The organism is Paenibacillus marchantiophytorum, from assembly GCF_014640555.1.
Taxonomy (GTDB): Bacteria; Bacillota; Bacilli; order Paenibacillales; family NBRC-103111; genus Paenibacillus_E; species Paenibacillus_E marchantiophytorum.
This window is the reverse complement of the sequence record NZ_BMHE01000003.1, coordinates 54121-79548: the sequence shown is the minus strand read 5'-3', so window position 1 is coordinate 79548 and position 25428 is coordinate 54121. Positions and strand designations below refer to the sequence as shown.

Here is a 25428-nt window from a genome sequence, read left to right as displayed (position 1 = left end):
GGAACGAATGATGGGTAATTCTTCGATTATTAATGAAAGAACAGAGCGTACGCAGTGGTTTTTGCAAGATAGGTTCGGTATGTTTATTCATTGGGGGTTGTACGCAATTCCGGCTAGAGGTGAGTGGGTACAAAGTGTAGAACGTATTTCCAATGAGGATTATAAGACGTATTTTGACGAGTTTGATCCCATTCGTTATGACCCTTCGGCATGGGCGCGTGCTGCTAAACAAGCAGGTATGAAATATGCCGTATTGACGGCGAAGCATCATGACGGATTCTGCCTTTTCGATAGCGCGCTCACCGACTATAAGTCGACAAATACGAGAGCACGACGCGATTTGGTCTGGGAATTCCTTGAGGCGTTTCGCGCAGAGGGGTTGAAAGTAGGTCTTTATTACTCTCTGGTTGATTGGCACCACGAGGATTATCCAGCCTTTCGCGACAATCACCATCCAATGCGAGATAATGAGAATGAGAAAAGAAACCCTGAAACTTTCAGCCAATATCTTTCCTATATGCATGGTCAAGTTAGGGAACTGCTGACGAACTATGGTAAGTTGGATATTATGTGGTTCGATTTCTCTTATGGCGAAATGGTAGGAGAGAAATGGAAAGCAACAGAGCTTATGGCCATGATTCGTTCTTTGCAGCCCCATATCATCGTAGACAACCGTTTGGAATCAGGCGGAGAAGGTGGCGGGAGCATCTATACGAACAATCCGCTCAGCTATTCGGGCGACTTTGCTTCGCCTGAGCAGATCATTCCTCCGCATGGCGTTAAGGATCAAGATGGCAACTCGATTCCATGGGAGGCTAATATTACTCTGAACAATAACTGGGGGTACACAGCACATGATCTGCAATACAAGTCAATCACAACCGTCATCAGGAAACTGGTTGAATGTGTAAGTAAAAATGGGAACTTACTGCTGAATGTAGGACCCAATGCCATGGGGGAGATTCCCCGAGATTCCTTAGATATTTTGGCGGGAGTTGGGAACTGGATGGCGCAAAATAGCGCCAGTATCTACGAGTGCGGGCAAGCGGATTTATCGAAACCTGAGTGGGGGCGATACACACAAAAAGGAAATAGACTGTATGCCCATATTTTTGAAGAGAATATAGGTTCAATCAATTTGAATGGCCTTGCCGGCAGGATTAAAAAAGCCAGATTGCTCGCGGATGGTTCGGAAGTTTTCCTTAACCGTCCATGGAATGCTATACTATTTATGGAGGATGCATTCTTGAGTTTTGCCAAACCGGAGGCTCTGACCTATCCTCTGCCGGATAAGCGCAACACGGTTGTCGAGTTAGAGTTATTAGAATGATGGTGAGCATTCCGTCAGATAGCATTTTTTTTAAAAATGGGGGGGGCCAAACGGCCCCCTGTTCGATTTCTATCATTGATGCGATATAATAAAGGTGTCATTTATTTGTGCATGAGGAGGCAGCGGTGATTGATCATCAACTGGAACCCTTTGAACTCGATTAGGGGCAAATTTATAATAAACTTTATGCTGATTGTAGTCGTTCCTACGCTTGTTATTTTCTTTTTTTATTCCTATCTATCGAAGTCGGTAATCGAAAAAGAAATATATGAAACTAATCAGGAATTGGTTGAAAGATCTGCCGCTGCGATGAATGATATGGCGGGAAGAATGATCAAAGCAACTGTATTCGTCGAATCGGACTTTAACCAGTTCAATAGAGTTGATCTTTCGAAATGGAACAGTGATTATGATTCGTTTAGCATTGTGAAACAGTTGCAATCCAGGCTGACAATCACTCGCGACTTGCTTCTCGACAGCGATGCTTTTCTCCATGTTGTTGACGACCGGAAGTTTGCTATTTCAACTATTCTTGAGTTTAATAGGCAGAATGCCTATGAACAATTGACTGGTGAGAAATGGTATGCAGAAGCGAGACAAGACAAAGGTAGTCCGTTTTGGTCGCTTTCTTATCGCTTGAAATCGAATCTGGGATATACGCGCCAGGGGATCGATTCCTTCGTCATGATGTCGCGTTCTCTCTTCGAGGCTGACGGTGGCATGCTTGTTGCTGCGGTTGGAGTTCCGAGCGAGATGTTTTTCGGCAAACAGGTGATGCAGGAGGGCCAAGTTTCCAGACTATTGATCAGATCAAGCGAAGGGCAAGTGACGGACACGGAGGGAAACGCTTACGATCTTCATTTTGATGAAAAGCGAACAGTGAATAAGAGTGGATCAATCGTGAATACAAGCGTTATGATTAAAGGAAACCGTTATCTCGTGAATATATCGGATGTTCCGCAAGTCGGTTTTTCTCTTCTGTATCTTATGCCTTACGATCAATTAATGAAGCAGCTTGACCAGACCCAGAATCGCTCATTAATCGGGATTTTGCTCATTTTTCTCATTGGCACGATTGTTTTTGTGTTTATTATGATCCATATGACAAGGCCGATTTATTCACTTCTCGACTCGATGCGGCAAGTTGGCAAAGGAGATTTCCAAACAGTCATCCAGTTGAAAGGGAGAGATGAGATCTCGCTGCTCGGACGCAATTTTAACCAAATGGTTAGGCGACTGGAGCAATTGATCTTGCATTTAGAGGAGGAGCAGAGAAATAAGGAGGAAGCGCGATTTCAAGCGCTGCAAGCACAAATCAATCCTCACTTTCTATTCAATACGCTCAATTCCATTAAGTTGATGGCTATGCTTTCGGGTACGAATCCGAATGTGAGCGACATGATTACAGCGCTTGGCAAGTTGCTCGAATTCTCCATGAAACAAACGGAGCAATTTGTGACGCTTCGCCAAGAGCTTGAATATTTAGAGCTATACATGTCGCTGCAAAAAATACGTTATCACGACAATATTCAGATTCATATGAATGTCCCTGATGAACTGTTGGAGATGCAGGTTTTGAAATTTAGCTTGCAGCCTCTGGTGGAAAATAGCCTTATTCATGGCGGACAGTTTCCGTTAACTGTGTGGATTAAAGCGGCGTATACGGAGGATCGGACAGGGATGGTCGTTTCCGTGCTTGATAACGGAATTGGCATTAAGGAGAGCGAATTACTGCAGATTTTGGAAGAAATGACCAATAACAACCATGCGAAGTACAGCGGAATCGGAGTATCGAATGTAGATAAGAGGATTAAGATGCTTTTCGGAGCTACGTATGGAATTTCATTTGGCATCCTGGAATACGGGGGGCTTCAAGTCAATATCAGATTGCCTATTCGAAAGGCGGGGTCCGAATGACGCGCGTGTTAATTGTAGATGATGAAATATTAGTACGAATATCACTCAAAACGTTGATTCCTTGGCAAGCAAATGGTTTTGAATTGGTCGGAGAAGCGGAAAACGGGAGACAAGCCCTTGCCATGTTGGAGACGTGTCCGTGTGATATTGTGCTAACCGATATACGCATGCCTGAAATGGACGGCATCGAATTAATGAGCGCGATTCGAGCCAAATGGCCAGGGACAAGAATCATCGTATTGTCCAACCACAATGATTTCGAATACGTTCAGCGGGCCCTTCGGATGGGTGCGAACGACTATATTCTGAAGTTGGCATGGGTGCCTGCGGAATTATTGGAAAAGTGCATGGACATACGTAATGACATGGAAGATGAGCTTATAAAGCATGACGAGGAACGTCAGCTTGCCTTTAAAATAGAACAGTTAGAGATAGAGACAAAAGAAAAGCAACTAAGAAAGTTACTGCTTAAGCAAGGGACAAGTGTTGAGACTGACAATGTATTGCGTGAATTTCAATTTAATAACAAAGAACAAGTGTACAGGTTTATCTGTGTTTCCATCGACAATTATCAGCAAATCGCTGAAGAAAGCAGATTTAAGAGCGAACAGCTTTTTGGGTTTACTATCGCAAACATTTTAAACGAAATTCTAAAGAAATATGGGGGCGGCGAATTAATCGAAGTCAAGAACGGAAGATTTGCTATCTTGGTGGAGAGGTTATCCGAAGACATGTTAATTGATATGCGTTCCGCGGCTGCAACGTTTGCCCAAGTATCTTTAAGTTTCGGAATCGTCAGGGATGCAATGAAACTGTACGACCTTCACGATGCTTTCGTTAAGGCGGAAAACGCACTGAATGCCCGGTTCTATGATAAGGAAGCGCATTTCATGTACGATTTCGAAAAAAGCGGCACAGACAGCAGAATGGAATGCTTTCAAGAAGACTATTGGAGCGAGTTGATCGACGGAGGTCACTCTGAACGCTTGCATACAGCCCTTCTGCAATGGTACGAAAAACAGAAACAAACCGATGTGTCTCCAAAGGTGATACGGGAGAAATGGCTTCAATTATTGTTTTTGTTTGAAAAAAAACTGGCGTATATCGGCAAAGATCTCTATGCTGTTCCCTCCTACAATGGACAGTATCCGTTTGATGTCATCCGAAATGCGGAAACATTACAAGAAATTGTAGCTTGGTTTGGCGGGTGGGCTGTTCTAACTATCGATTATATGCGACAATCTGCGAAGCTCAGGTATCGCTCTGAGATTGTCGAGGTTATGAATTTGATTCAGAAAGAATACCAAACTTCGTTGAAGGTTGCGGATATCGCGAAACGCGTAGGCTTTGCGGAAAGCTATTTAAGCGTGTTGTTCAAAAAGGAGACCGGAGAGAAGATCATCGAATACTTGACGAAAGTAAGAATGAAAAAAGCCCGTGAGCTGTTAAAAGATCCATCTTATAAAATTTATGAAATCTCGGAGATGATCGGTTATGGCGATCCGACACATTTCAGCAAGTATTTCAAGAAAATCGAAGGCGTTTTTCCGTTAGAATATAGGAAGTCAGCCCTAAACTCCTTAGAAAATCACGATAACATATAAGATTATACCATTCGGATATTCCCCCATTGTCTGTATAATTCGAAATGTAAATAAATTAATTTTGTAGGGGGACAGAACAATGAAAAAAATAATGATGATGGGTGCTGTATGTGTCGTATCCGTATCACTATTGGTAAGCGCTTGCGGTAAGACCGAAAATCCATCGAGCACTCCGACGTCATTAGCAACCAGCACGCCAGCAGCGCAACAAGTGGTGAAACTGAAGTGGTGGGGAGGCACTCCTCCGGAGAACGGGCCACAATCTGTAGTAGATAAATGGAACGCGGCGAATAAAGACATTCAAGTGGAATATGTGCGATTCGTCAACGACGAATCCGGAAACACGAAACTGGACACAGCGCTTCTCTCGAACAATGATGCACCTGACCTGTTCATCAGCTATGCGGATTCGTATTTGGACCGTAGAACTCGAGCGGGAATGGCCGAACCGTTAGATGACTTAATTAAAAAAACCGGATTTGATCTAGATGGTGTAATCGGATCCGAAAATGCGAAGAAAAAAGATGGCAAAATCTATTCCTTGCCAGGTGCCAAAAATTTGGTACTCATGATGATTAACAAATCATCTTTAGACGCCGTAGGTGAAAAAGTCCCATTCGATTGGACCTGGGACGATTATGCTGCTCTTGCGAAGAAGCTAACCAAGCCTGGTCAATTCGGAGCTTTCACAGAGCCAGGTTGGGCGCCGCTCGCTACTTACGTTATGATGTCCGCACAACCGAAGAATACTTATTACGCGGCCGATGGCACATCCGATTTCAATCATCCCGCATTCAAGAAAGGGCTTGAAATTCAGAAGGATATGCTGGATGCCAAAGCATTACCACCTTATGCAGAAAGTGTAGCCAATAAAATTACTGGACAAGACCAACTACTTACAGGAAAGGTGGCCATGGCTTTAACTGGAACGTACTTAATTCGTTATGTGAAAGATGATAGTGCGTATCCTAACCGCAAGTACCAGATTGCTTTTGCTCCTGTTCCGCAACTAGAAAAAGGTAAAAATGTGAATAGCGGCGGATTTACTGATGAAATTTCGATAAACGCCAAGAGCCCGAACAAGGAGACGGCTATGAAGTTCTTGTCTTGGTATTTGAATGAAGGCAATATGAATATGGTTCCTGGCGGGCGAATTCCTTCCAACAAGAAAGCAGATGTCAATAAGCTTTCCGATATGTTGATTGGCGATAAAGGACAATATTTTGATAAAGATTCGTTTATGAAAGTATTAAAAGGAAATTATACTTTTGCATTTAACACGAATACCACAGCTGCAAATGAAATCGGCAAAGCCGTACAAGAAGAGTCTGAAAAGTACTTCATGAACAAACAAACCAGCGATCAAACTGTCGAAGCTTTGAAGAAAAAAGCCGATCAAGCGATTAAAGCAGCTAAATAACAGTTAGAGGATGCCGTCCGGCATCCTCTTCCTTTTGGTTCATAATGGATATTCGTATCCTGTTGGTTTCTAACCATTGTAGGGACGTGCTGGTGAAACTGGTTAAGGGCCTAGCACCAAGGTAGTTTTTGGAAGCACCTACGGAATGTGCTGCTTCTGTTAATGCAGATTTTAGATATTTATTTCCTTTCTTGCCTTTAGAAGACTTCCTTTTGCCTGCGCTTTCATTATGTCCAGGTACTAGTGCTGCCCATGAACACAAGTGTGCCGCGCTTGGAAACTGGTTTTCAATATTTCTTCCAATTTCAGCTAAGATTTGTTCAGCCATTCGAGTGGCGATCCCTGGTATAGAATCTAATCGCTCGATGTCTTCCAGATCGGAGATAACTCTTTCAGCAACTTCTTGATCTAACAACGTAATTTGTTCGGTGAGGAAATCGATGTGGGCTAAGATGGTTTTAAGCATCATTCGTTGATGTGGGTTAACGTAACCTCGAAGAGAGAGCTCGAGTTCATCTTTTTTCTTTTTCATTGATCGCCGAGCGAGGCTGGCTAGTTCTTCTATGATGCTTCGGCTGTACAGAGAAAATAAAGTTATAGACTGCTGTTTTATTGAACTGTCGTACCAGTTAGCCACGAAAGCAGCGCTGCACCACAGAGGATGAAAATGGGTGCAGCTGGCCGTATCCTGGTGTGCGAGCGGTGCCAATAAACGGCATTCAACAATTTGTTTCAATACAACATCTGTTGTTTGAACAACAGATGTTGTATTTGTATGTTATAATAACAACCGAATGGTACGCAATCATCAATAACCATAAACCGTTGTATAGACAACACGATTTCTATAATGTCGTTTTACTGGGGAGATCTTAACCATGACAATTAAAAAGAATGAAGCTGATCCTCGTGTGATTCGTACACGTCGACTCCTTCAAGACGCTTTTGCTTCATTAATTCAAGAAAAAGACTTTGAATCGATAACCGTTAGGGATATTGCAGAGCGGGCTACTGTTAACAGAGCGACTTTTTATGCTCACTTTGTAGATAAATTCGAAATTCTTGAGGCCAGACTAATGGAATCGTTTATGACAATCATAAATCGTAGAATAAGCGGTCACGAAGTATTGAATGAAGAAACAATTCAGAGCATTTTTCTGGGAGTATGCGAATTTCACAAGGGACTAAGCACTATGTGCAAAAGAAGAAATACATCGCTTGTACCTGTATTCGAAATTCAAATAAAGGGAAAAATTCAAACGATACTTCTTTCCTTTATAGACAAAGACATGATGCTATCGACTCCAAACGCGCAATTCTTAATAAATACAGCTTCTATCATGTTAAGTTGGGGGATGTATGGGGCGGCTTACGTTTGGAACAATGAGGGGTGTCTAATAAGTGAGGAATCATTCGTTAAACAGTCTTTGCCCTTAGTGATGAACGGAGCCAAAGAATTGCTGGGATAGGTCCTTTCGCTATTGCTGTGCCCTGCCCGTTCAGATGAAACCATTAACTTGAATCACCAGTTGTTGTGTATCACAATGAATCATCCCGCTATCCTTGGTATGCTGTACGACGACAAGGCCCTAATCTCGTGATCATCCTACCCGATCGTCGACTTGCACAGCATCGTTGTCTTGCCAATTTTGGATATGACCATCTGGGTGGATTAGAACATCCACCCTTCAGATGTTCTATAAAAAGCCTGCTGAGCATTTTCATAGAGTCCAGAATGTCCACTCCTGCAGGATTGCGGTTAACCGAAGAAGTTTATCATGGGCAATGGCATTCACTAGGAAAACATCGGATGGATGAAATTCGTTCTGATCAAGTTAGAATTCCTATTCGTTGGCTATCTGGTATAAATACGATACGAGCAGAAGTAATGAGTAAAGAGGGAATGTTTGGTTGGGGGGCTTAGTTTAAAAATCGGTCTGTAGGAAGTAATAAGTTTACCGTAGTTAAGCGGGTAACGATAGTTTAATAAACAAAGTGGGCTGCCGCTGGTACTGTCAATTTAGGAAAAACCCTCCTCTTCGGAATATTTCTCCATTTATATCCATTCGTTTGCACCAGGTGTCAGCTACGCTGGTATTGGGCCAAATTATATATTCGTATACCAAAGACTAATACAAGACGGGATCCCCAAGTTCGTTCGCTCGGACCTATCAAGCAAACAAGCGGTACTAAGCCCGGTTATGCTTAGCCAAGTCTCGTTATGTTGCATTGGACGTCTATCCTCACTTGTAACTAAGTAAAATTTACAAATGTCTTTGGGCAATTGGGGTTTTTACTTTGTTATAGGAAAGCTCATCAACGCATTTTCTGAAGATATGCTTAAAAGGCAGTACACATTGAGCAATGATAGTGATAATGAATGCGCTCATAGCTTGTACATTACAATGATAGAGGCTTCATTGACCAAAGGAATAAATATCGACTATGAGGTAATTCGCAGGGCATTCGATAGATTCGATCCATTTTTTAACAGCATGGCATTCACGAATAGTAATCAATTTTGTTTGATGTGCATAAGTGCATTTGATCAGACAGGTAATATGGAGTTGCAAGAGACAGCCGAGTATATCTACCAGAAATATAATTATCAAAGAGCTGCGAGAAATTCCGAGGAAACTGCCATTGTTACAATCAAACTCATCCAGATAAAGATACGTAAAAATGGCAATATTGAAGCAGAAGATTCCGAGACACTCATTTTAATGAAGAGAGATTTTCCGTATAAAGACCAACCTGAATTACACTTTTGCGCAATTGTATTACTTATGAATAAAACCGAAGCAGCATACACATTTAGAGAATTTCAAATGCAAAGACAAGAGTATTACCGGAAGCTACCGATTTATCACTTATATTCACAGTTACAGTAATGAAAATAACACGAATCGGATTCCGTAATCGGGTTATTTTTTAGAAACAACTTTAGGTGGTTTTCTCTTTCTCAACACATCGAGAAACAATTGACGAAAATGCAAAAGCAGGATGAAAATTAGTACAGGTCATACCGACAAACTATAATGGCAATCGTAAACCTACAGCATATTGAGATTATTTTTGAACAACCAATTCAAAAATAATAATATGAGTAATAATGTGTTGGCCGCATCAGAAATTAAACTATCTGGATAACTTTTGTTGAAGGGGATAACTTTATTAATTGTTTGTAAGAAGTACTTCAAAACTTAATTTGTAAATCACTTTTATAAGAAAAACCAGCAAACCCTTGAATTTGCTGGCTTCTTGTACTTCAGAACTTATTTGTCACCCTACAGCGAAGCGAGTCGCCAAGTGGGAACTACAAGCCGCTATTTTAGCAAAAAGTGAGATTAAAGTGGGCTTAAGGGAACTACAGAGGCTGTCGATTCACCCTGGATATAATGAAGTCCTTTCCTCATTTTCAGTGTTTACGTGGCTTTGAATCTCGAACGATCTCATTTTCTTTCGCAAAAAGAGGAATGGCAGGCTTACTTTCTTGGTAACTTAGGCGGTACGGTTATGGCGAATAAACCCAGGGCTGGGGTTAAATAACCGCCTCACCGTGTGTTTTAAATTGAGGACTATTCCGGCAAGCGTGGCTTTAATGGAGATTGCCTTCTTGCTTCGGGTTTCGACTTTTCCTAATCCGCAATCGTTTTTCAACTCTTGGTTTTTGCGCTCAACGTGGTACCTTAGTTTGTAATTCCGGATACCTTCTTCACTTGCGTTATAGGCCTTTGCTAGTTCGTAGATCTCGTAATGATCACTGTGAAACACGCTTCTACCATTTTGGTTGCTTGTACATTCCGTACGGAAGGGGCAATCCTTACAGTCCTTTTTTGCAAAAAAATATTGCCATCCTTCAATTTTTGTGTTGTGGTTTTTCCAGACAGTCGTCTTGTTGCCAGGACACCGATACAAATCGTTTTCGCAATCATAGGAAAAGTGGGAGATATCATACAAGCCAGTAGGATTCTGAGTTGTAATCACAGGAGCTATAACGGAAATACCTAGCGATGCCAAGGCTTTTCGCTGTTCACCATGTCCGTACGCTGTATCACCTAAAACGGCACTCGGAGTGATCCGAAAGAAGCTTTAAATACCTTGAACCATTTCAAACATCGCATCTCTATCATGTTCCATAGCCGGAATCATCTTCGTGTCCAGAATCACTCCGCTGGCCGTACACAAATTCTGTGTTTTGTAACCTCTCGTTGTTTTATGATTCTTTTTGCCAACTCGAGCGTCTGGATCCGTTACGCTAATAATGGCGTTCTTTGGGCGTTCTTTGTAAGGAATTTTTTCATACGTTATCTCAGTGGATTGCTGCTCTTCAGGATCGTCAACAGAGCCGTCATCGCTTGGAGGCGTGACGCGGCTATTTTCTTCCAGAATGCGTTTCAGAATTTCTTGTAATTCCAGAGATTTTTGCTGTGCGTTCTGGTTTGGCCAGGCTTGAAAGTGAGCAGCTACGTCATCCAGCTGGAACCATTGCAGCAAACCATACGCCTCAGCCACTAATTTACTGAAGGCCAGCATCTGCTCGCTGGTAGATGACTCCGAAGAGCAACGAATTAGCATGGCATCCCGCGCAACAGATTGTTCAGCAAGTCGGAACAATCTACGATGGCTTCGTTTTAAATGTTGAAAAATGCGAATCATACCCTGCTGAATCAAGCGATACGCTCCCGATCTCGACATAGCGATGTTGAACGGGAAGGAGTCAATAATCCACTGCTCATCCTGGTCTCCCCATAAACCAAGGCTATGCATTTGAGCAAGAATATACAGATGGCAAGCTTGGAACATAGCGGTCCCCATGCGTGAACGATCTAAACCAATGGTGCTGTGATCGAAGCCAAAGAAGTCTACAGGCAAGCCCAAAAAGCGCTTAACGAACAAATCGCCGATGATCTTTTCTTCTACGAGTCGATCGGAAAGGGCGTAGTAAGCCTGAATGTGATGGATTTTGAGTTTAAGCGAGGGAGCATAGGGATGCTGACCACGTCCAGAGTACAAAACAGAGCACAACGAGTCTGCAAAAGAGAAATCAATCTTTTTTTCAACGTTACTCCAAAAAGAATGAAGTGGCAGTTTAGAGTAGACCATCATATCCGCAAATGAGATTTGATCAAATGTTTTGTAACGAACTCTATTTTACATCCAAAAGACCCCCGATATGAGTATAGTGTAATTATACCAAGAAATCGGGAGTAAATGGGAGAAAACCAGCTAAAGTATTGAATTTTTCGTAGTATTTGATCAATTCGCAATAGTAATTTTGGGGACTGAGATATCTACAATGAATCGACAGCCTCCTACAGTGCGCTAATTTGCGGTTTGGCGGGAAATTCTGCGTTTTTTTTGGGAATAAGACCCTGTGGTGGTTCCGCTATTACCCTGAAATATCAGATTTATGCCTAAATAACGTACTACAGTTCCCAACAGGAACAATAACTAGAAAACATCGTCGACACCTGAGTAAATATAAACAAAAGGCTGCCCCCCGTAATTAGTTCAGCCAATTGCGGGGGGGCTTATTTCATCTTGACCCTAACGCTAACGTCAGGGTTTAGAATAAGATAAGAAGTTACAAGTGAATATTTGACCGTATAATCTATCGGGAAAGGAAGAGATGCTTTATGGATCTTACACCACAAGAAGAATCCATGATTAAAGCTTTCCGCGAGACGGAATTACCAACCTAAATACTCAGACCCACAGCATGTGCTGTGGGTTAATTAACTAAAAAGGAGCGTGTAACTTATGCTCGAAACCTGTGTTCCGACTGGCGTGGAATTAAAAGATACTGGTTTTGGATATACGTTGTCTTTGATAGGCGGTAAATATAAAATGATCATTATGTATAAGCTGTCTGATAATAAGGTTATGCGGCATAATGAGCTGAAGCGAAGTATCGGTATTATTTCCTTTAAAACGCTAAGTATTATGCTAAAGGAGCTGGAGGCAGATGGGCTTATTATACGTAAGGAATTCCCCCAGATACCTCCAAAAGTTGAATATTCGTTATCAGAGCGTGGTCTTTCTCTCCTTCCTTTGTTAAATATGATGTGCGAATGGGGAGAGAAAAACAGTTCGCGAACTCTGGAAGTTTTAGAGTGTAAGGCATAGCTAAGCTGTTTAAATAAAGTTACCTGTTAGAGGTTGTCAACAAAATTCAAATAATCTTGTGTGCTTTTTTCTAATTCGCTTGCAGGTTGCTCATTTTCTGTACCAGGCACATTCTCACCAGGCTCATTCTCCGTACCATAAAACGCAAAGAACGAACGGAAATTTGCATTGCAGTACAGGAAGGTAGATTCATAAGGTGACAATAAATGAGCAAGTGTATGGCGATATTTTCCCTCTTGACTATAATTTTCTTCCTTAATTCCGGCAGAAACAGCTAAGGCAACTTTGCGATTCTTTAATTTATCGCCTCCATGTGACCCATATGCCCAACCATAAGTTAAAACATCGTCAAGCCATTTTTTAAGGAGTGGTGGACAATTAAACCAAAATATAGGGAACTGCAAAACAAGATTTCCGTGTGATTCAATCAAGTTTTGTTCCTTTTCCACGTCTATGTGTCCGTCAGGGTATACCTCATGCAGTTGATGAACCGTATACTTTTCCGGATATTTCTTGAGTTCTTCTACCCATCGCTTATTAATTACGGAAGTTTCTATGCTTGGGTGTGTTACCACAACAAGAGTTTTCAAGGGTTGTTCCTCCTTAGTTCTTATATATTTCCTTTTTTGAGTATAAAGATGTTACTGCGAATATGTAAGTATGCACTTTTAGTACAGGTACTTACATAAAGGTGAGTGTTTATCCGATCCAGCCGGTAAAGACGCTGCCCCCTTGGCTGCGATTCTCTGCCACAAGATCACCGTAGTGCGCCCTCACAATTCGTCGAGCAATTGTAAGTCCAAGCCCGCTGCCGCCGTACTCTAGGTTTCTCGAGTCGTCACCCCGGTAGAACGCATCAAAAATATGGGGTAGTTGTTGCTCGGGAATTCCGGGTCCGGTATCTTCGACGGTAAAGTGGGCTCGTGATTCCTCCCTTCGCAAGCGGATCATCAAATTGCTGCTTGCTGGAGAATAGTGAAGGGCGTTATCGATCAGGTTTCCGATCGCACGCCGCAGCAGATGGGCGTCACCCTGAATCACGATGTTCTCCGCCGGAGCCTCGTACGTCAATTTAATTTCTTTGTCCCAAGCCAGGGGCAAATAATCCGCTGTGATATCCTCGAACAATTCGCCGATGTCCAGCGGCTTCAGCCGCAGCAATTGCTCTAAGGAAGACATCTGTCCGTATGAAAAAAGATCGGATACGAGACGTTCCAATTGCTCGGCTTTTTTGCTGCATATGGCGGTATATCTCGCTGCCTTTTCCGGATTGGCACCGCTTTCCAGTCTCGTCAAAAACCCACGCAACGCGAATAACGGGGTCCTTAAGTCATGCGCGATTGAACTGATGAAGAACCGTCGCTCCGCTTCCAGTTCGGATTGGCGAATGAGCGATTCCCGGAGGCTTGTGCCCATCACTTGAAAAGCGTCGCGCACGTCTGCTACCTCCTTAACCGTAGAATCAGGAAGTTGGAATTCCAAATCTCCGCTGGCGATTCGTCTGGCCGCGTGGCCCATGGCTTCCAAAGGCTTCACGACGACGCGGGCCATCTGGAAGCCAATGAACAGAATGGCGAATACTCCCGCGAATAAGGCGAACGCCGTCGCTAGTTCGCTCCTTTGTTTGGGCGCGTAGAACAGAGCTTTTCCCCGCAGTTGACCTTGGTCCATTACGCTTAATTCTCGCTGAGCAGTCGACTCTGACCGCGAGGGGACGGAACGGTAAATTTCACGGCCTGAAGCATCGAGCAAGACGATCCCCGAATCTGAAGCAGCGGTCTTTTTTTCGATTTCAGCCTGCCAGTCTGGATTGCGCCAGCGAATGACATCCGCTTCGCCGACTTCGCGCATCAAGCTATTTATGGCTTCCTGCTGGCGCGAAAATTTGGCATTTTCTAATACATACTTATCGAATAGGCCTGGGATTTCATAAAACAATTGTGGAAGGATGAGTACGATAAGCATGCCAATTACCATCCACTGACGGATGCGGAGCGGTTTCATCGCTTGCCCCCTTCGAAACGATAGCCTACGCCCCAGACGTTGGCGATGTACACTGGTTTCTTCGGGTCTTCTTCGATTTTTTCACGGATTCTACCGATATGAACGGTCACAGAATGCTTGTCTCCGATCCCTTCCCAGAAGCGCTGCAGCAATTGCTCGTAGGTGAAAACTTGGCGGGGGTACTCGGCGAACAAGCAAAGAATATCGAACTCCTTGGGCGTCATCGATACTGGAACCCCTTCAATTCTTACTTCATGAGCCATGACGTCTAGGATGAGCCGGCCGAAGTCCAGTTCGAGCTTGGGATTCTTATCCTGTCTGCCGTAACGGCGGAGCACGGCTTTAATGCGGGCAACAACTTCTTCGGGCGTCGCAGATTTCACGATATAATCGTCGCTACCCAAGCTGAGTCCTCTGATTTTGTCCATGTCATCACCGCGCGCACTAAGGAATAGGATCGGTGTATCTTGCGTTTTCCGAATTTGCCTGCAAAGATCCAGCCCGCTCTGGCCAGGCATCATTACGTCCAGTAAAATACAGTCGACGCGGTTGCGCTCTATTGCTTCAATCGCTTGAACAGCGTTATATGCTTCCACCACTTCGAACTGTTCGTCTTCGAGATAATCCCTCATTAATTCCGCGATTTCTTTATCGTCATCGACAATCATTATCGTTTGTTTCATATGGATGCTGTTTCCTCCAAATTGGCCCAGAAAGCCCTGAATTGGCACCATTATAGCATATCCCCTCAGGCTCGTGTCTCAATTGAGCGGAATGATACCAGATGTTGAGCGTTTTGTGACTTATTCGCTCGGTGTTTGGTGATAATCATCCGTTATCGTTAACTATGTCAATATGCTAATCACAGTAGGAGGGAGGAAAAGCGCATGCCAGTCTGGGGATTCATATTCAAAGTAATGGCTTGGACATTTCTGGTCTGTATCGTGGCACAAGTCTTTATCGCCGGAATAGCCACTTTCTCGGATACTTCCAGTTGGGAGACGCATAAGTCGTTCGTCAAAATTTTCGCTTTGGCTCCCTTGCTTATGTTCCTGCTGACATTCGTCGGTAGAATTAAGGGTCCTAAACGTTGGGTGAGTCTTGGACTGTTCGTGCTTGTCGTGTTTCAGTTTCTGTCTATCCAAGTTTTCTCGTCGACCGGGATAATTGCGGCGTTGCATCCGGTAATCGCATTGCTGCTGTTCTGGGGTTCGGTCAAAACGGTATAATTAATTGCAAAAGGAGAATCGAATACCATGGAAACGCATTTGAATCCGCAATGGGTTAAACTGATTCAATCGCAGCACCCCGAGAAAGTATTGACTTATGCGCGCTACCTGGACGACAAGGTTTTGGCAGCAATTTACGGCATGGACCTGGATAAGTACCTGCTCGTTAAAGCACAATTGATTCAACAAGCGAAAGAGGTGGCAGAGCATCTGCTTGAAAATCCCGATTTTGCTGCTCTCGTCGATAATTTGCCGTTCAAAGCTGGCGAAACTGTTATCGGAGTGGGAGAGAGCACGACAGACGACTTGCTTTCGTGGTTCGAAATTCTTCGCCACCTGCTTGAACTACAAAGGCCGCGGGATGGAATTCGTCTGATCAACGAAGGAATCTCTGGGAATACATCCACCCAAGTACTTAGCCGAATTAACGGGATCGTTAGTAAACAACCGAATTGGATCCTTTGTTTGATCGGAGGTAATGATGCCATGAGGGTCGGTCCAGAATCTGCCAAAACGCAAGTGAGCGCCGAGGAAACGGCCAAAAATCTGCATGAGATTCGGCGAATTGCTGCGGCGAGAAGCCAATCCCGCTGGGTATGGTTGACGCCATCGACTTTCGATGATGCGCGAGCAGCTGCGTATCCGTATTTCCAGATGGGGCACCTCAGCTGGAGAAACGAAGACATCATCGCCATTGGCGAAATGATGCGCGGCATGTCCGATCCTGTCGTAGACACGCAAGCGGTTTTCGGGCAACAAGCGCAGCCGAAATTTATAGGCCCGGATGGTGTCCATCCCTCGATCGATGGACACATTGCGATCGTTCGTTGTGTTGTCGAATGCCTTAGCGGGGGCAAAGAGAGATGAAAATCGTCGTATTCGGAGCTACGGGAGGAACCGGCCGCCAAGTCGTGACTCAGGCTATTGAGTTGGGCCACGAAGTCACCGTCATCGCGAGGAAACCCGAAGCCGTCGATATTGCAAGCGAAAGGTTGGAAGTTATCCAGGGGGACGTACTCGACTTATCGTCGTTCAGCAAGCGGATCATTGGTCAAGATGCTGTGATATCCGCGCTCGGCGTCAATCATCGCAAGCCGACGACCGTTTACTCTGAAGGAACGGAAAATATCATTAAAGCGATGGGGGAGGCGGGAGTGCTCCGATTCATCGGCTTGTCCTCCTCCGGTTTGAAGATACCTGATGATATGCCGTGGATGGTGCGGCAAACGATCCGTTTCGTCATTCAACCGATGTTTAAATACGCTTACGAGGATATGGCTCGGATGGAAGAGAAATTGCGGAAATCCGGGCTAATCTGGACCGTCATTCGCCCTCCGCGACTAACGAATGGACCGTGGTCGGGGGTGTACCGGACGGCGTTTAATCAACATTTGACGAAGGCGCAGGGCATTTCGCGGGCGGATTTGGCGTCCTACATGATCAAATCCGTTCAGGATTCGGCGTCCTATCAAGCCATCGTCGAAATATCTAATTAAATGTCTTACGGCTGGAATGCAACAGGGAATTATAGATGAACATACGTAAAGGAGGCTGCCATTACAAATGGCAGCCTCCTTTATGCTAATAGTTAGGTTCGTTAAGATTTCTTTATGGTGTAAAACCCAAATTGTTCGATTTCATCAAGAGCCTTACGTCCAAAAGATTCTATTAGCTCATCGGCGCGGATCTTGGTTCCCCCTAAAATTAGTCCATCCCAGCGTACAATTCTACCGTCTTTAACCAAAAAATAATCATCCATATTATAACCTCCCAAATTAAATTTTTTGGAAATCTCTGTGCGCTAGCATTGGCAGATAATCAGCCTGCCTATCCTTATTTTAGCACATTCTTCAAGGGAAACATAAAGTACCTAACACGTTAGCTTGAGATTTCTCCAGATTTGCTTTATTGCCTGCTTTCAGCCGTAATAGCCTTGCAATTTTATCCTTTTTTGTGTGAAAATTAGTTTACAAGCAGTGTATGAAAGAAGGGAGGGATGGTGTCGATGCTAAAGTTCAGGTCCATTCAATTCAAGCTATTCGTAACGTATTCCATCCTCATCACAGCCATCGTAGCCATTGCAGCTATTTCATTTTATTACTATGTCTCGGATATTTTAAGCAAAAGAGATTCGGAATCTATTTTTCAATCGACGACTTATATTTCCACACAGCTCGATTCGCTCATTCAAAATATCGACAACGCTGCTGTCAAGGTCATTTTCTCGGACGACATCAAGCAATTATTTTTTGAAGAAGATAATCCGGTCGATCCAACGATTTCCTCTTACAATGTTAGAAAAATGAACGATTATATTTTTTCGATTATGGGTCCAATTCAATTGGATTGGCAAATTAATCTTTTTGATATGAATGGGCGCTTTTTTGGAACTGGTAATAATTCTGTCAGCAAACTTTTCCCGGGCGGGAAAATGAACAATATGGCATGGGTCAAAGATACGCTTGCTGCCGATGGTGCGAAGGTGATTTCACCCCCTCATTCAGATGATTGGGACAGCTCGGGCAAGACGGTTATTTCTTTGGCTCGCGTCTTCTCATGGGCTTTGGGCGGTAAGCAGCAGGGTATCCTGGAAATTCAACAAAGCTACAGCGTTATGGCTAATTTGATCGGAAAGCTTATGGCTGAGCCTAATGGGGGGGCCAGTGTAAATAAATCGATTTATATTTATAATCAGGCGGGGAATCTGATCTATCCATATAGCAATCAGCCCAACGCTTATCCGGAGTTATATTGGAAGCAGCTGCAAAGGGAGCATTTGGCGACTGGCACATCAACGATTAACAATCCGCTTAATAAGCAGCGTGAAATTATGGCTTACACGCATTCGGATTATTCGAATTGGATTGTTGTGGCCGAAGAGTCGGAAAATGTGCTGCTGCAGCCTGTGGTGACGTTTCGCAATTCGATGTTTATCGCTGTGCTTGGCTTGCTGCTCATAACCTTAATCGTCTCGTTCTTCGTTGCGAGGGGGTTGACGCTGCCTATTAAGGAAATGCACAAATCCATTCGCGCGCTGCGGGTCGATACACTGCTGCCGTCATCACAGATTGAAAGCAACACCAGTTTGAATGAACTGGATATTCTGAATACATCGTTCAAGCGAATGTGCATCCGATTACAAGATTCTATTGAAGAAGTCATCCAATCGCGTTCACAGGAAATGCAGGCCCGAATGGTTGCCTTGCAGTCGCAGATGAATCCTCACTTTCTCTATAACACGATTACGCTGATTAGCATCATGGCCGAGGAGAAGGAGGATTACGATATCGTAAAGGTATGCAAGCATCTTTCGAAAATGCTGCGCTACATCTTATCCAATCACGCGAGGAACGTAACCATGTCGGATGAACTGGCGTATGCCGCGAGCTATTTGACTTTGATGCAAATTCGATATGGGGAGAAGCTAAGATTTCAAATTGATGTCGATCCAGCCATGATGGAAGTTGCCGTACCGATTCTAATCATTCAACCGATCGTGGAAAACTGTATGAAATACGGCATTCATGTTGCGCCGCCTTGGAAGATCGAACTGACAGGGAGAACGGATGGAGAGAAGTGGACGATCCATATCCGCGATAACGGCGGAGGCTTTACCCCTGAAGCGCTGCAAGCCTTGTCCCAGCCAAAGCTGAATTTGTATGCCCAGGAATCGCAGGGAAAAGGGTTGGGACTCAAGAACATCGCCGAAAGATTACAGCTTTTGTATGGAGAAGAAGCCATTTTCGAAGCCTCCAACCACCCGGAAGGCGGGGCATGGATTGTGATAGGCGGCCTGATCCGCCAATCCGAACAGGATTCTAAACCATCAGAGGAGGAACTGGCAGGATGATAGCAAATACGAAGGGTTCCTACCGAATTCTTATAGCGGAGGATGAACCTCTGATCATGAGAAATATCGCTACGAAAATTGAAAATGCCACGAATAAGTTTGAAATCCTCTACGCTGAGAACGGAAAAGAAGCTTTGGATGTGATTGAAGCCTTGCAGCCGCAGGTGCTTTTTACGGACATTCAAATGCCGCAGATGAACGGAATTGAATTGATTGAGCAGGTTTCCCGCAAATATCCACGCATTCAGATTGTTGTCATCAGCGGGCATGATGAATTCGATTACGCCCAGCAGGCGCTCCGCTGCGGAGCCAGAGACTTCCTGCTTAAGCCGCTCGATACCGATGATATTAGAAAAACCTTATCCCGCATATTCGCTCAGCTAGATCAAGAAAAGGCTTCTTTCGAAAAGGAGCAAGTGCATTCCGCTCTTCAAACAGGAGAGATTGTTCAACAGAATATAGCTTTGCAAGACAGTGTTTTTCAGCTTTTTCTAATTCAAATCGGGCATTTGGCGAATGCTTCGTATTCATCTGGACTAGCCGGATTTTTTGACAATCTATGGCTGCAGGTGAATAGAAGCAAGGCGATTCCAACCTTGCTTGGAGATGTAGAGGACTGGTGGCTGGTGGACCAATTACCCTTCCACGGCAAGTATCTTGTGATCAAAACAGAGGAAGCGGTCATCCAGCAGCCTCTTGTTTGTGCTGATGCTTTACTGGCAGCGGTTCGCGAGCAAGTAGAGCCTTATTCCGTCACCATCGTTCATGCAGCGGAGCCTGCAAAACTGGATAGATTGTGGAGCACCTCACAAGGATTGAAAGTCGCCATGGAAAAAGGGGTCGCTCTCGGTAGGTCGGCTATCTTAACAAACACTGGAAAAGCAAGGGATTTACCGTCGGCATGGATCGATCCGAACACCCAACACAAGCTGGTCTCTTTCATCCAAGGAAATAAAAGAGTGAACTTCAACAAGGAGCTGCGCAGCTTATTCGAGCATTGGACCGAACAAGCGTACCCGCAAAAATGGATCGAGAAAAAATTGCAGCATCTCATTCAAATTGTCCATCAACAGGCGATTCATTTCTCCGATGAGGAAATATTCCATCTAGAATACGATATGCTGAATACCCTCTATACCGCTGCCGATTTCCCGAGCATTTTCGAGAGAGTTCTGACCCTTTTAGAAAACACAGCCTTTCTAAATGAGGAGCATCTTTCGGAAGGCGCTGAAGAGTTGACCCATTCAATCGAGAGCTACTTGAAGACAAACTTTGCCCATCCGATCACGCTGGAGGATATTGCGGCAAAATTCAATTTCGACTCCTCCTATTTAACGAAAATTTTCAAAAAATACAAGCAAATGACACCAATTAAATATTTAATCTCGCTGCGTATGGACGAGGCTAAGCGCTTGATACAGCAGCATCCAGAGCTAAGCTTTAAAGAAATTGGGGCGATCGTTGGTTACCCGGATTCACATTATTTCAGCCGCATCTTCAAGAATATGACTGGACAAAATCTATCGGACTACAGTGAGGGAATGAAGCTGCAAGGTGAATAATAAGGTGAAAAAAGTCCATCGCAACTAGCGCATTTTGTGCATCGAAGATAAAATGAAAACGCTTTATAATTCAGAGGCAGACGAGAAATAGTCTGAAAAAAGCTTAGGGGGAATGAACATTGAGAAAATCTCTTCTAGTGATGCTTACCTGTATATCGACATTTTCACTTGTGATCTCAGGCTGCGGCAGCAGCTCCAAAGATGCAGCAAGCTCAGTGAAACCAGCAGAAAGTACAGCAGCAACGCAAGCTCCAACGGCAAAACCAGATGCAGCCAAAAAGGATGTCACGATTACAGTCGGTGCTTCTCAAAACTGGATTAAAGACATTGACCGTAAGCTTGCTAATCAATTCACACAAAAAACAGGCATAAAAATTGATTTTCAGGTGAATCCGGATGATCAGTATATCAATATTCTCAAAACCAAGATTGCGACGAAGGAAGCGCCGGACATCCTCTATATGGCGAGCGGCATCGGAATTGACAGCTTCCAGCCGGAAAAGAATTTTATGGACTTGTCGAACGAGCCTTGGGCAGCCAATTATACAGATTGGGCCAAAGCGGGAGCAAGCATTGGCGGCAAGATCTACGGATTCAACACATGGTCTGTTGATGGATGGGGCCTGCTTTACAATACGGATATTTTTGCCAAGTACAACTTGCAACCGCCAAAAACATATGCAGAGTTTACGCAAATTTGCGATACGCTTCTAAAGAATGGCATCACACCGATTTTTGAAAATGCCAAAGATGAGTGGCATCTGCCTATCTGGCTGCAGGAATTGGCTGGAGCAGCGATCAAAGAAGATCCAGGATTCATCGATAAATTGAATAACAATACGGGGAAATTTGCCGACAGCAAAGTGCTGGCAACGGCTCTGGGTCAATACAATGAAATGAACAAAAAGGGGTACTTTGGCAAAGACGCCTTATCGAACGAATGGACCAAAGGTTATGAAGCTATGGGTTCCGGAAAATACGCGATGGATCTCGTCTATACGACCTACCAACAGGAAGTATTAGCGAAGTTCCCAAATTCGGGTGCGGATAAATGGAAGATGTTCCCGGTTCCAATGGGGGACAATACAACATTCGGCCACTCTGCCGGAGGAATTATCCGCGTTGTGAATAAAGAAACGAAAAACATCGAATCCATTCGTCAATATTTCGCTTTCCTATCTAGTCAGGACAATTTAAAAGCATACTACATGGAGCGAAAAGATTTAGGCCCAATTTCTTTTAAAGGCATAGAAGTTGCACCTGCAACGCAAGCTCTGCAAAGCGTACAGTCCATTGCCAGCTCTCAGCTTATTGATTTAAACGATTCCGTCAAATTCTACGGGGATTCAGGGGCAATCATCGCCAAGGCGATGCAAGATATGTTGTTTGGTAAATTAACGCCATTAGATGTCTTGAAAAAATTGGACGACAACAGAGAAAAATCTTTCAAGGCAACTGCCAAATAATTGGATGTACATTAAAACGGCTTCACCGGTGAGCAAAATGTGTATGTTCTATCGTTCACCGGCGCCGTTGTCCTTCAGACTTTAAAGACATATGGCTAATAGGAAGTAGGGGCGATATGAATACGAAGAGGATTTACCCTTTTTATTTTCTAATATTACCGGTAGGCATTTATACACTTCTGTACTTTACCCCGAGTTTATTCAGCTTTTATTACGCTCTGACCGACTGGAATACGTATAACGAAAAAATGCGCTTTATTGGGCTGGATAATTTCAGGGATATGTTGAAAGATCGCGCGCTTTACTGGGAATACATTACACACACTTTCGAATTTGCACTGTCGACTACACTGTTGAAAAATTTGTTGGGCTTATCTTTAGCTCTGCTGTTGAACGAAGGTCTGCGCACGAAAAATGTGCTCCGATCGATCTTTTATTTACCCGTCACGATCTCTCCCTTGATAATTGGGTTAATTTTTTCCTCGGTATTCGATCCGAGCCACGGCTTAATCAACAATTTCCTAGGTTATATCGGACTGGAGAGTTGGAAGCATGCTTGGCTGGTAGATGTAAAATTCGCCATGCTTTCCGTTGTTTCGGTAGAAACATGGAAATTTATCGGCTTTAATATGATTATTTATTTGGCCGGCTTGCAAACCATCTCGCGCTCTTATTACGAGGCGGCTTCCATAGACGGTTCAAGCAAATGGCAGCAGCTCATTCATATTACACTGCCTCTTATCATGCCTGCAATTACGATTAATCTGATATTGAATCTCATCAACGGCTTTAAGGTATTTGATCTCATCTTTGTCCTTACCAAAGGCGGTCCCGGCAATACGACGGAGGTTCTGAACACCGCTGTTTTCAGAGAGTTTTCTTCCGGGCGTTACGGCTCAGCGACGGCTATCGGTATTCTCCTGTTTTTAATGACCACCTTGATTGCGCTTTCCACGCTAAGCCTGTTGTCCAGGCGGTCGGAGGTTAGCGAATGAAAATTGTCAAGGAAGTTTCGGTATGGTTGCTCACGTTGGTCATTTTAATTCCATTATTTTTGGTCGTTATCAATTCAGTGAAAACATCGGCGGAAGCAGATTCAATGAATCTCAGCTTTCCCAAACACATTCAATTTAATAATTACGCGACAGTTATAAAAGAAGGGAAAATGATCCGCGCTTTTAAAAATAGTATGATCATTACCGCCGGTTCGGTATTGCTTACGAATATCGCGTCCGCGATGGGGGCTTTTGTTCTATCCAGAAGAAGAACACAGCTAAATAAAATGTTGTATTACTATTTTATCGTCGGCTTAATCGCACCTATCAATATGATACCTACGATTAAGATTATGCAGACCTTGCACATTATGAACACGTTTCAAGGAATCATCTTACTCTATTCGGCATTAATGATGCCGTTTACCGTCTTTCTCTATTACGGTTTCATAAATTCCGTCCCCCGAGAAATGGATGAATCGGCGGTGATTGATGGCAGCAACGCGTGGCAGCTTTTTTTTCGGATTCAATATCCGCTGCTTATGCCGGTGACGATTACTTCGCTGCTGATTAATTTCATGAATGCTTGGAATGACTTTATCCTGCCACTGTACGTATTTAACAAATCGACGAATAACCCGATGACACTGGCCGTTTATAACTTTTATGGCACCTACATATCCAGCTGGAATCTAGTATGCGCGGCAATTGTGCTGACGACACTGCCGATTGTCATCGTGTATTTATTTGGGCAGCGCTATATTGTGTCAGGCATGCTTTCGGGTGCGGTGAAAGGTTGACTTAAACTGTCCATAGGAGGAAAATCAATGGAATTAATGGATGCAAGGGAGCGCCTCAGTTTAAATCAAATCACAACGGAGCGCTGGAGCTTGAAGGAAGCGGTAGAGGGAAGCGTCCGACGTTTTGCCAAACATGTCTAATGATTCAGGAGGAACGCCGCAATGAGCAATCGTAGAGTGATCGATCTCTCCATCCAAGGAATTCATTTGTATGAAGTCAAACATGAAGAAGGGGATGTGATTATGGAGCATGACCATCCTTTCCATGAAATTCTATATGCGTTGGATGGCGAGGGTCAAATTACACTTGACGGAAAGCAGTTGGATTTCAACAAGGACCATGGCGTTGTTATCGTCCCGTTCTCTCCGCATGCGGTAGTATCCGATTCCAATCTGACGATTCTCGTGCTTGCCTTTGATGCACAATTGCTGGACATCTCTGTACAAAAAGAGCTGCTCGCCGTTTTTTTCAACGTTTCCAGCTTGATCCGTTTGAATCCGTTTCTCGGCAGTGAGCTTCGGCAGCTGCTGCGGAAAATGCTGTTCGAGCTGTCTCACGGAAATCCGCTGAATTTTCTCTCCATGAAGCTTAAATTGTCTGAGCTGCTGCTCGTGCTTGCAAGGGCGCAGCAGCCTTCGCACGTTATTGATGCGGACAGCCTGCGTGCGGAGAAGCTGCGTCTTTATATTGATACGCATTACTTTGAAATTCTGCATTCGAACGATATTTCCGTCAAATTGGGCATGAGTACCAGGCATGTTAACAATATTTTCAAAAAACAGTATTCAATTACACCGATTCAATATTTGACCGAGGTCAGAATCGAAATGGCCAAAAAAATGCTTGTCGAAACGGACAAGGAAATTGTCTGCATTTGCTTTGAGGTGGGTTTTGAGACCTTATCCAGCTTCTACAGAATGTTCAAAAATTATATCCAGATGTCGCCAAACCAATATCGGGTCGTTCATCGGGTACGGTCCAGAAATGAACAGGTCTTAGTATGAATGGTGATCGATAAAACGTGCGCTATTTTTAATAACAAATTTCTGATTTTAGGAAGCTTAAATTTATTATTTAACCTATTGTTAAATAAGGGAGTTCTTATCCCGTTCAATCTGCAA

At 43.8% G+C, this 25428-nt stretch carries 23 protein-coding genes; 16 read left to right on the top strand and 7 right to left on the bottom strand.

Going from position 1 to position 25428, the window contains the following annotated elements; genetic code table 11:
* The first annotated feature begins 7 nt into the window (after positions 1-7).
* The 4 genes from IEY34_RS04325 (at position 8) to IEY34_RS04310 (ending at position 6271) form a co-directional block, all read left to right on the top strand.
* Complete coding sequence (locus tag IEY34_RS04325) at positions 8-1330, top strand: alpha-L-fucosidase (RefSeq protein ID WP_189008125.1); 1323 nt, start codon at positions 8-10, stop codon at positions 1328-1330.
* A gap of 129 nt (positions 1331-1459) precedes the next feature.
* Positions 1460-3247: a sensor histidine kinase gene (locus IEY34_RS04320; RefSeq protein ID WP_189008122.1), complete on the top strand. Its 1788-nt coding sequence runs from the start codon at positions 1460-1462 to the stop codon at positions 3245-3247.
* On the top strand, positions 3244-4851 hold the full coding sequence (locus IEY34_RS04315; RefSeq protein WP_189008119.1) for a response regulator transcription factor: 1608 nt from the start codon (positions 3244-3246) through the stop codon (positions 4849-4851). The genes IEY34_RS04320 and IEY34_RS04315 overlap by 4 nt, the downstream gene beginning before the upstream one ends.
* Positions 4852-4930: 79 nt before the next feature.
* Positions 4931-6271 carry an ABC transporter substrate-binding protein gene (locus tag IEY34_RS04310; protein WP_189008116.1) on the top strand — a complete coding sequence of 447 codons (1341 nt, stop codon included), beginning with the start codon at positions 4931-4933 and terminating at the stop codon, positions 6269-6271.
* Here IEY34_RS04310 and IEY34_RS36550 read toward each other — a convergent pair.
* Positions 6264-7007: a transposase gene (locus IEY34_RS36550; protein WP_229757467.1), complete on the bottom strand. Its 744-nt coding sequence runs from the start codon at positions 7005-7007 to the stop codon at positions 6264-6266. The two genes, IEY34_RS04310 and IEY34_RS36550, sit on opposite strands and share 8 nt — an antisense overlap.
* A 142-nt stretch (positions 7008-7149) precedes the next feature.
* Between IEY34_RS36550 and IEY34_RS04300 the strand changes: the two genes are divergently transcribed.
* The gene (locus IEY34_RS04300; protein WP_189008114.1) at positions 7150-7740 is read left to right on the top strand and encodes a TetR/AcrR family transcriptional regulator; all 591 of its coding nucleotides are present in this window, start codon (positions 7150-7152) and stop codon (positions 7738-7740) included.
* A gap of 801 nt (positions 7741-8541) precedes the next feature.
* Positions 8542-9162, top strand: a complete 621-nt coding sequence (locus IEY34_RS04295) for a hypothetical protein (protein ID WP_189008111.1) — start codon at positions 8542-8544, stop codon at positions 9160-9162.
* A 610-nt stretch (positions 9163-9772) separates the two neighbouring features.
* Here IEY34_RS04295 and IEY34_RS04290 read toward each other — a convergent pair.
* Both IEY34_RS04290 and IEY34_RS04285 read right to left on the bottom strand, forming a co-directional pair.
* Positions 9773-10351, bottom strand: a complete 579-nt coding sequence (locus IEY34_RS04290) for a transposase (RefSeq protein WP_189008737.1) — start codon at positions 10349-10351, stop codon at positions 9773-9775.
* 12 nt (positions 10352-10363) lie between these two features.
* Positions 10364-11377: a transposase gene (locus IEY34_RS04285; protein WP_505816271.1), complete on the bottom strand. Its 1014-nt coding sequence runs from the start codon at positions 11375-11377 to the stop codon at positions 10364-10366.
* A gap of 657 nt (positions 11378-12034) precedes the next feature.
* Here IEY34_RS04285 and IEY34_RS04280 point away from each other — a divergent pair.
* The gene (locus IEY34_RS04280) at positions 12035-12400 is read left to right on the top strand and encodes a winged helix-turn-helix transcriptional regulator (RefSeq protein WP_189008105.1); all 366 of its coding nucleotides are present in this window, start codon (positions 12035-12037) and stop codon (positions 12398-12400) included.
* Positions 12401-12426: 26 nt separating this feature from the next.
* On the opposite strand, the gene IEY34_RS04275 is transcribed toward IEY34_RS04280, so the two are convergent.
* The 3 genes from IEY34_RS04275 to IEY34_RS04265 form a co-directional block, all read right to left on the bottom strand.
* Entirely contained in the window at positions 12427-12990 is a 564-nt protein-coding gene (locus IEY34_RS04275) for an NAD(P)H-dependent oxidoreductase (protein ID WP_189008103.1), read from the bottom strand.
* 109 nt (positions 12991-13099) lie between these two features.
* Complete coding sequence (locus IEY34_RS04270; protein ID WP_189008101.1) at positions 13100-14404, bottom strand: sensor histidine kinase; 1305 nt, start codon at positions 14402-14404, stop codon at positions 13100-13102.
* A complete protein-coding gene (locus IEY34_RS04265; protein WP_189008099.1) occupies positions 14401-15087 on the bottom strand; it encodes a response regulator transcription factor in 687 nt (228 codons plus the stop codon). Before IEY34_RS04265 ends, IEY34_RS04270 begins: the two co-directional genes overlap by 4 nt.
* 204 nt (positions 15088-15291) lie before the next feature.
* Here IEY34_RS04265 and IEY34_RS04260 point away from each other — a divergent pair, with 204 nt between their 5' ends.
* The 3 genes from IEY34_RS04260 to IEY34_RS04250 are packed head-to-tail and all read left to right on the top strand — an operon-like array spanning position 15292 to position 17129.
* Complete coding sequence (locus tag IEY34_RS04260) at positions 15292-15633, top strand: DUF6220 domain-containing protein (protein ID WP_189008097.1); 342 nt, start codon at positions 15292-15294, stop codon at positions 15631-15633.
* Between the two features lie 27 nt (positions 15634-15660).
* Positions 15661-16500, top strand: a complete 840-nt coding sequence (locus tag IEY34_RS04255; protein ID WP_189008095.1) for an SGNH/GDSL hydrolase family protein — start codon at positions 15661-15663, stop codon at positions 16498-16500.
* Positions 16497-17129: an NAD(P)-dependent oxidoreductase gene (locus IEY34_RS04250; protein WP_189008092.1), complete on the top strand. Its 633-nt coding sequence runs from the start codon at positions 16497-16499 to the stop codon at positions 17127-17129. Before IEY34_RS04255 ends, IEY34_RS04250 begins: the two co-directional genes overlap by 4 nt.
* A gap of 101 nt (positions 17130-17230) precedes the next feature.
* Here IEY34_RS04250 and IEY34_RS04245 read toward each other — a convergent pair whose 3' ends face one another.
* Positions 17231-17392, bottom strand: a complete 162-nt coding sequence (locus IEY34_RS04245; RefSeq protein WP_189008089.1) for a hypothetical protein — start codon at positions 17390-17392, stop codon at positions 17231-17233.
* A 246-nt stretch (positions 17393-17638) separates the two neighbouring features.
* On the opposite strand from IEY34_RS04245, the gene IEY34_RS04240 reads away from it, so the two are divergent.
* From IEY34_RS04240 to IEY34_RS04215, 6 genes are all read left to right on the top strand, one after another.
* Complete coding sequence (locus IEY34_RS04240) at positions 17639-19483, top strand: cache domain-containing sensor histidine kinase (RefSeq protein WP_189008087.1); 1845 nt, start codon at positions 17639-17641, stop codon at positions 19481-19483.
* Positions 19480-21045: a response regulator gene (locus IEY34_RS04235; RefSeq protein ID WP_189008084.1), complete on the top strand. Its 1566-nt coding sequence runs from the start codon at positions 19480-19482 to the stop codon at positions 21043-21045. The genes IEY34_RS04240 and IEY34_RS04235 overlap by 4 nt, the downstream gene beginning before the upstream one ends.
* Before the next feature lie 119 nt (positions 21046-21164).
* Positions 21165-22511 carry an ABC transporter substrate-binding protein gene (locus IEY34_RS04230; protein WP_189008081.1) on the top strand — a complete coding sequence of 449 codons (1347 nt, stop codon included), beginning with the start codon at positions 21165-21167 and terminating at the stop codon, positions 22509-22511.
* A 116-nt stretch (positions 22512-22627) separates the two neighbouring features.
* Positions 22628-23506 (top strand): carbohydrate ABC transporter permease, encoded by an 879-nt coding sequence (locus IEY34_RS04225; protein ID WP_189008077.1) that lies wholly within the window; start codon positions 22628-22630, stop codon positions 23504-23506.
* Positions 23503-24306 carry a carbohydrate ABC transporter permease gene (locus tag IEY34_RS04220; RefSeq protein WP_189008074.1) on the top strand — a complete coding sequence of 268 codons (804 nt, stop codon included), beginning with the start codon at positions 23503-23505 and terminating at the stop codon, positions 24304-24306. Before IEY34_RS04225 ends, IEY34_RS04220 begins: the two co-directional genes overlap by 4 nt.
* A 162-nt stretch (positions 24307-24468) precedes the next feature.
* A complete protein-coding gene (locus tag IEY34_RS04215; RefSeq protein ID WP_189008071.1) occupies positions 24469-25311 on the top strand; it encodes an AraC family transcriptional regulator in 843 nt (280 codons plus the stop codon).
* Positions 25312-25428: the final 117 nt, after the last annotated feature.

Bases quoted from the DNA above. Each gene is read 5' to 3' on its own strand.
- IEY34_RS04325 (WP_189008125.1), top strand. From the start codon at position 8: ATGATGGGTAATTCTTCGATTATTAATGAAAGAACAGAGCGTACGCAG.
- IEY34_RS04315 (WP_189008119.1), top strand. From the start codon at position 3,244: ATGACGCGCGTGTTAATTGTAGATGATGAAATATTAGTACGAATATCA.
- IEY34_RS04310 (WP_189008116.1), top strand. From the start codon at position 4,931: ATGAAAAAAATAATGATGATGGGTGCTGTATGTGTCGTATCCGTATCA.
- IEY34_RS04300 (WP_189008114.1), top strand. From the start codon at position 7,150: ATGACAATTAAAAAGAATGAAGCTGATCCTCGTGTGATTCGTACACGT.
- IEY34_RS04295 (WP_189008111.1), top strand. From the start codon at position 8,542: ATGTCTTTGGGCAATTGGGGTTTTTACTTTGTTATAGGAAAGCTCATC.
- IEY34_RS04285 (WP_505816271.1), bottom strand. From the start codon at position 11,377: ATGGTCTACTCTAAACTGCCACTTCATTCTTTTTGGAGTAACGTTGAA.
- IEY34_RS04280 (WP_189008105.1), top strand. From the start codon at position 12,035: ATGCTCGAAACCTGTGTTCCGACTGGCGTGGAATTAAAAGATACTGGT.
- IEY34_RS04270 (WP_189008101.1), bottom strand. From the start codon at position 14,404: ATGAAACCGCTCCGCATCCGTCAGTGGATGGTAATTGGCATGCTTATC.
- IEY34_RS04265 (WP_189008099.1), bottom strand. From the start codon at position 15,087: ATGAAACAAACGATAATGATTGTCGATGACGATAAAGAAATCGCGGAA.
- IEY34_RS04260 (WP_189008097.1), top strand. From the start codon at position 15,292: ATGCCAGTCTGGGGATTCATATTCAAAGTAATGGCTTGGACATTTCTG.
- IEY34_RS04255 (WP_189008095.1), top strand. From the start codon at position 15,661: ATGGAAACGCATTTGAATCCGCAATGGGTTAAACTGATTCAATCGCAG.
- IEY34_RS04250 (WP_189008092.1), top strand. From the start codon at position 16,497: ATGAAAATCGTCGTATTCGGAGCTACGGGAGGAACCGGCCGCCAAGTC.
- IEY34_RS04245 (WP_189008089.1), bottom strand. From the start codon at position 17,392: ATGGATGATTATTTTTTGGTTAAAGACGGTAGAATTGTACGCTGGGAT.
- IEY34_RS04240 (WP_189008087.1), top strand. From the start codon at position 17,639: ATGCTAAAGTTCAGGTCCATTCAATTCAAGCTATTCGTAACGTATTCC.
- IEY34_RS04235 (WP_189008084.1), top strand. From the start codon at position 19,480: ATGATAGCAAATACGAAGGGTTCCTACCGAATTCTTATAGCGGAGGAT.
- IEY34_RS04225 (WP_189008077.1), top strand. From the start codon at position 22,628: ATGAATACGAAGAGGATTTACCCTTTTTATTTTCTAATATTACCGGTA.
- IEY34_RS04220 (WP_189008074.1), top strand. From the start codon at position 23,503: ATGAAAATTGTCAAGGAAGTTTCGGTATGGTTGCTCACGTTGGTCATT.
- IEY34_RS04215 (WP_189008071.1), top strand. From the start codon at position 24,469: ATGAGCAATCGTAGAGTGATCGATCTCTCCATCCAAGGAATTCATTTG.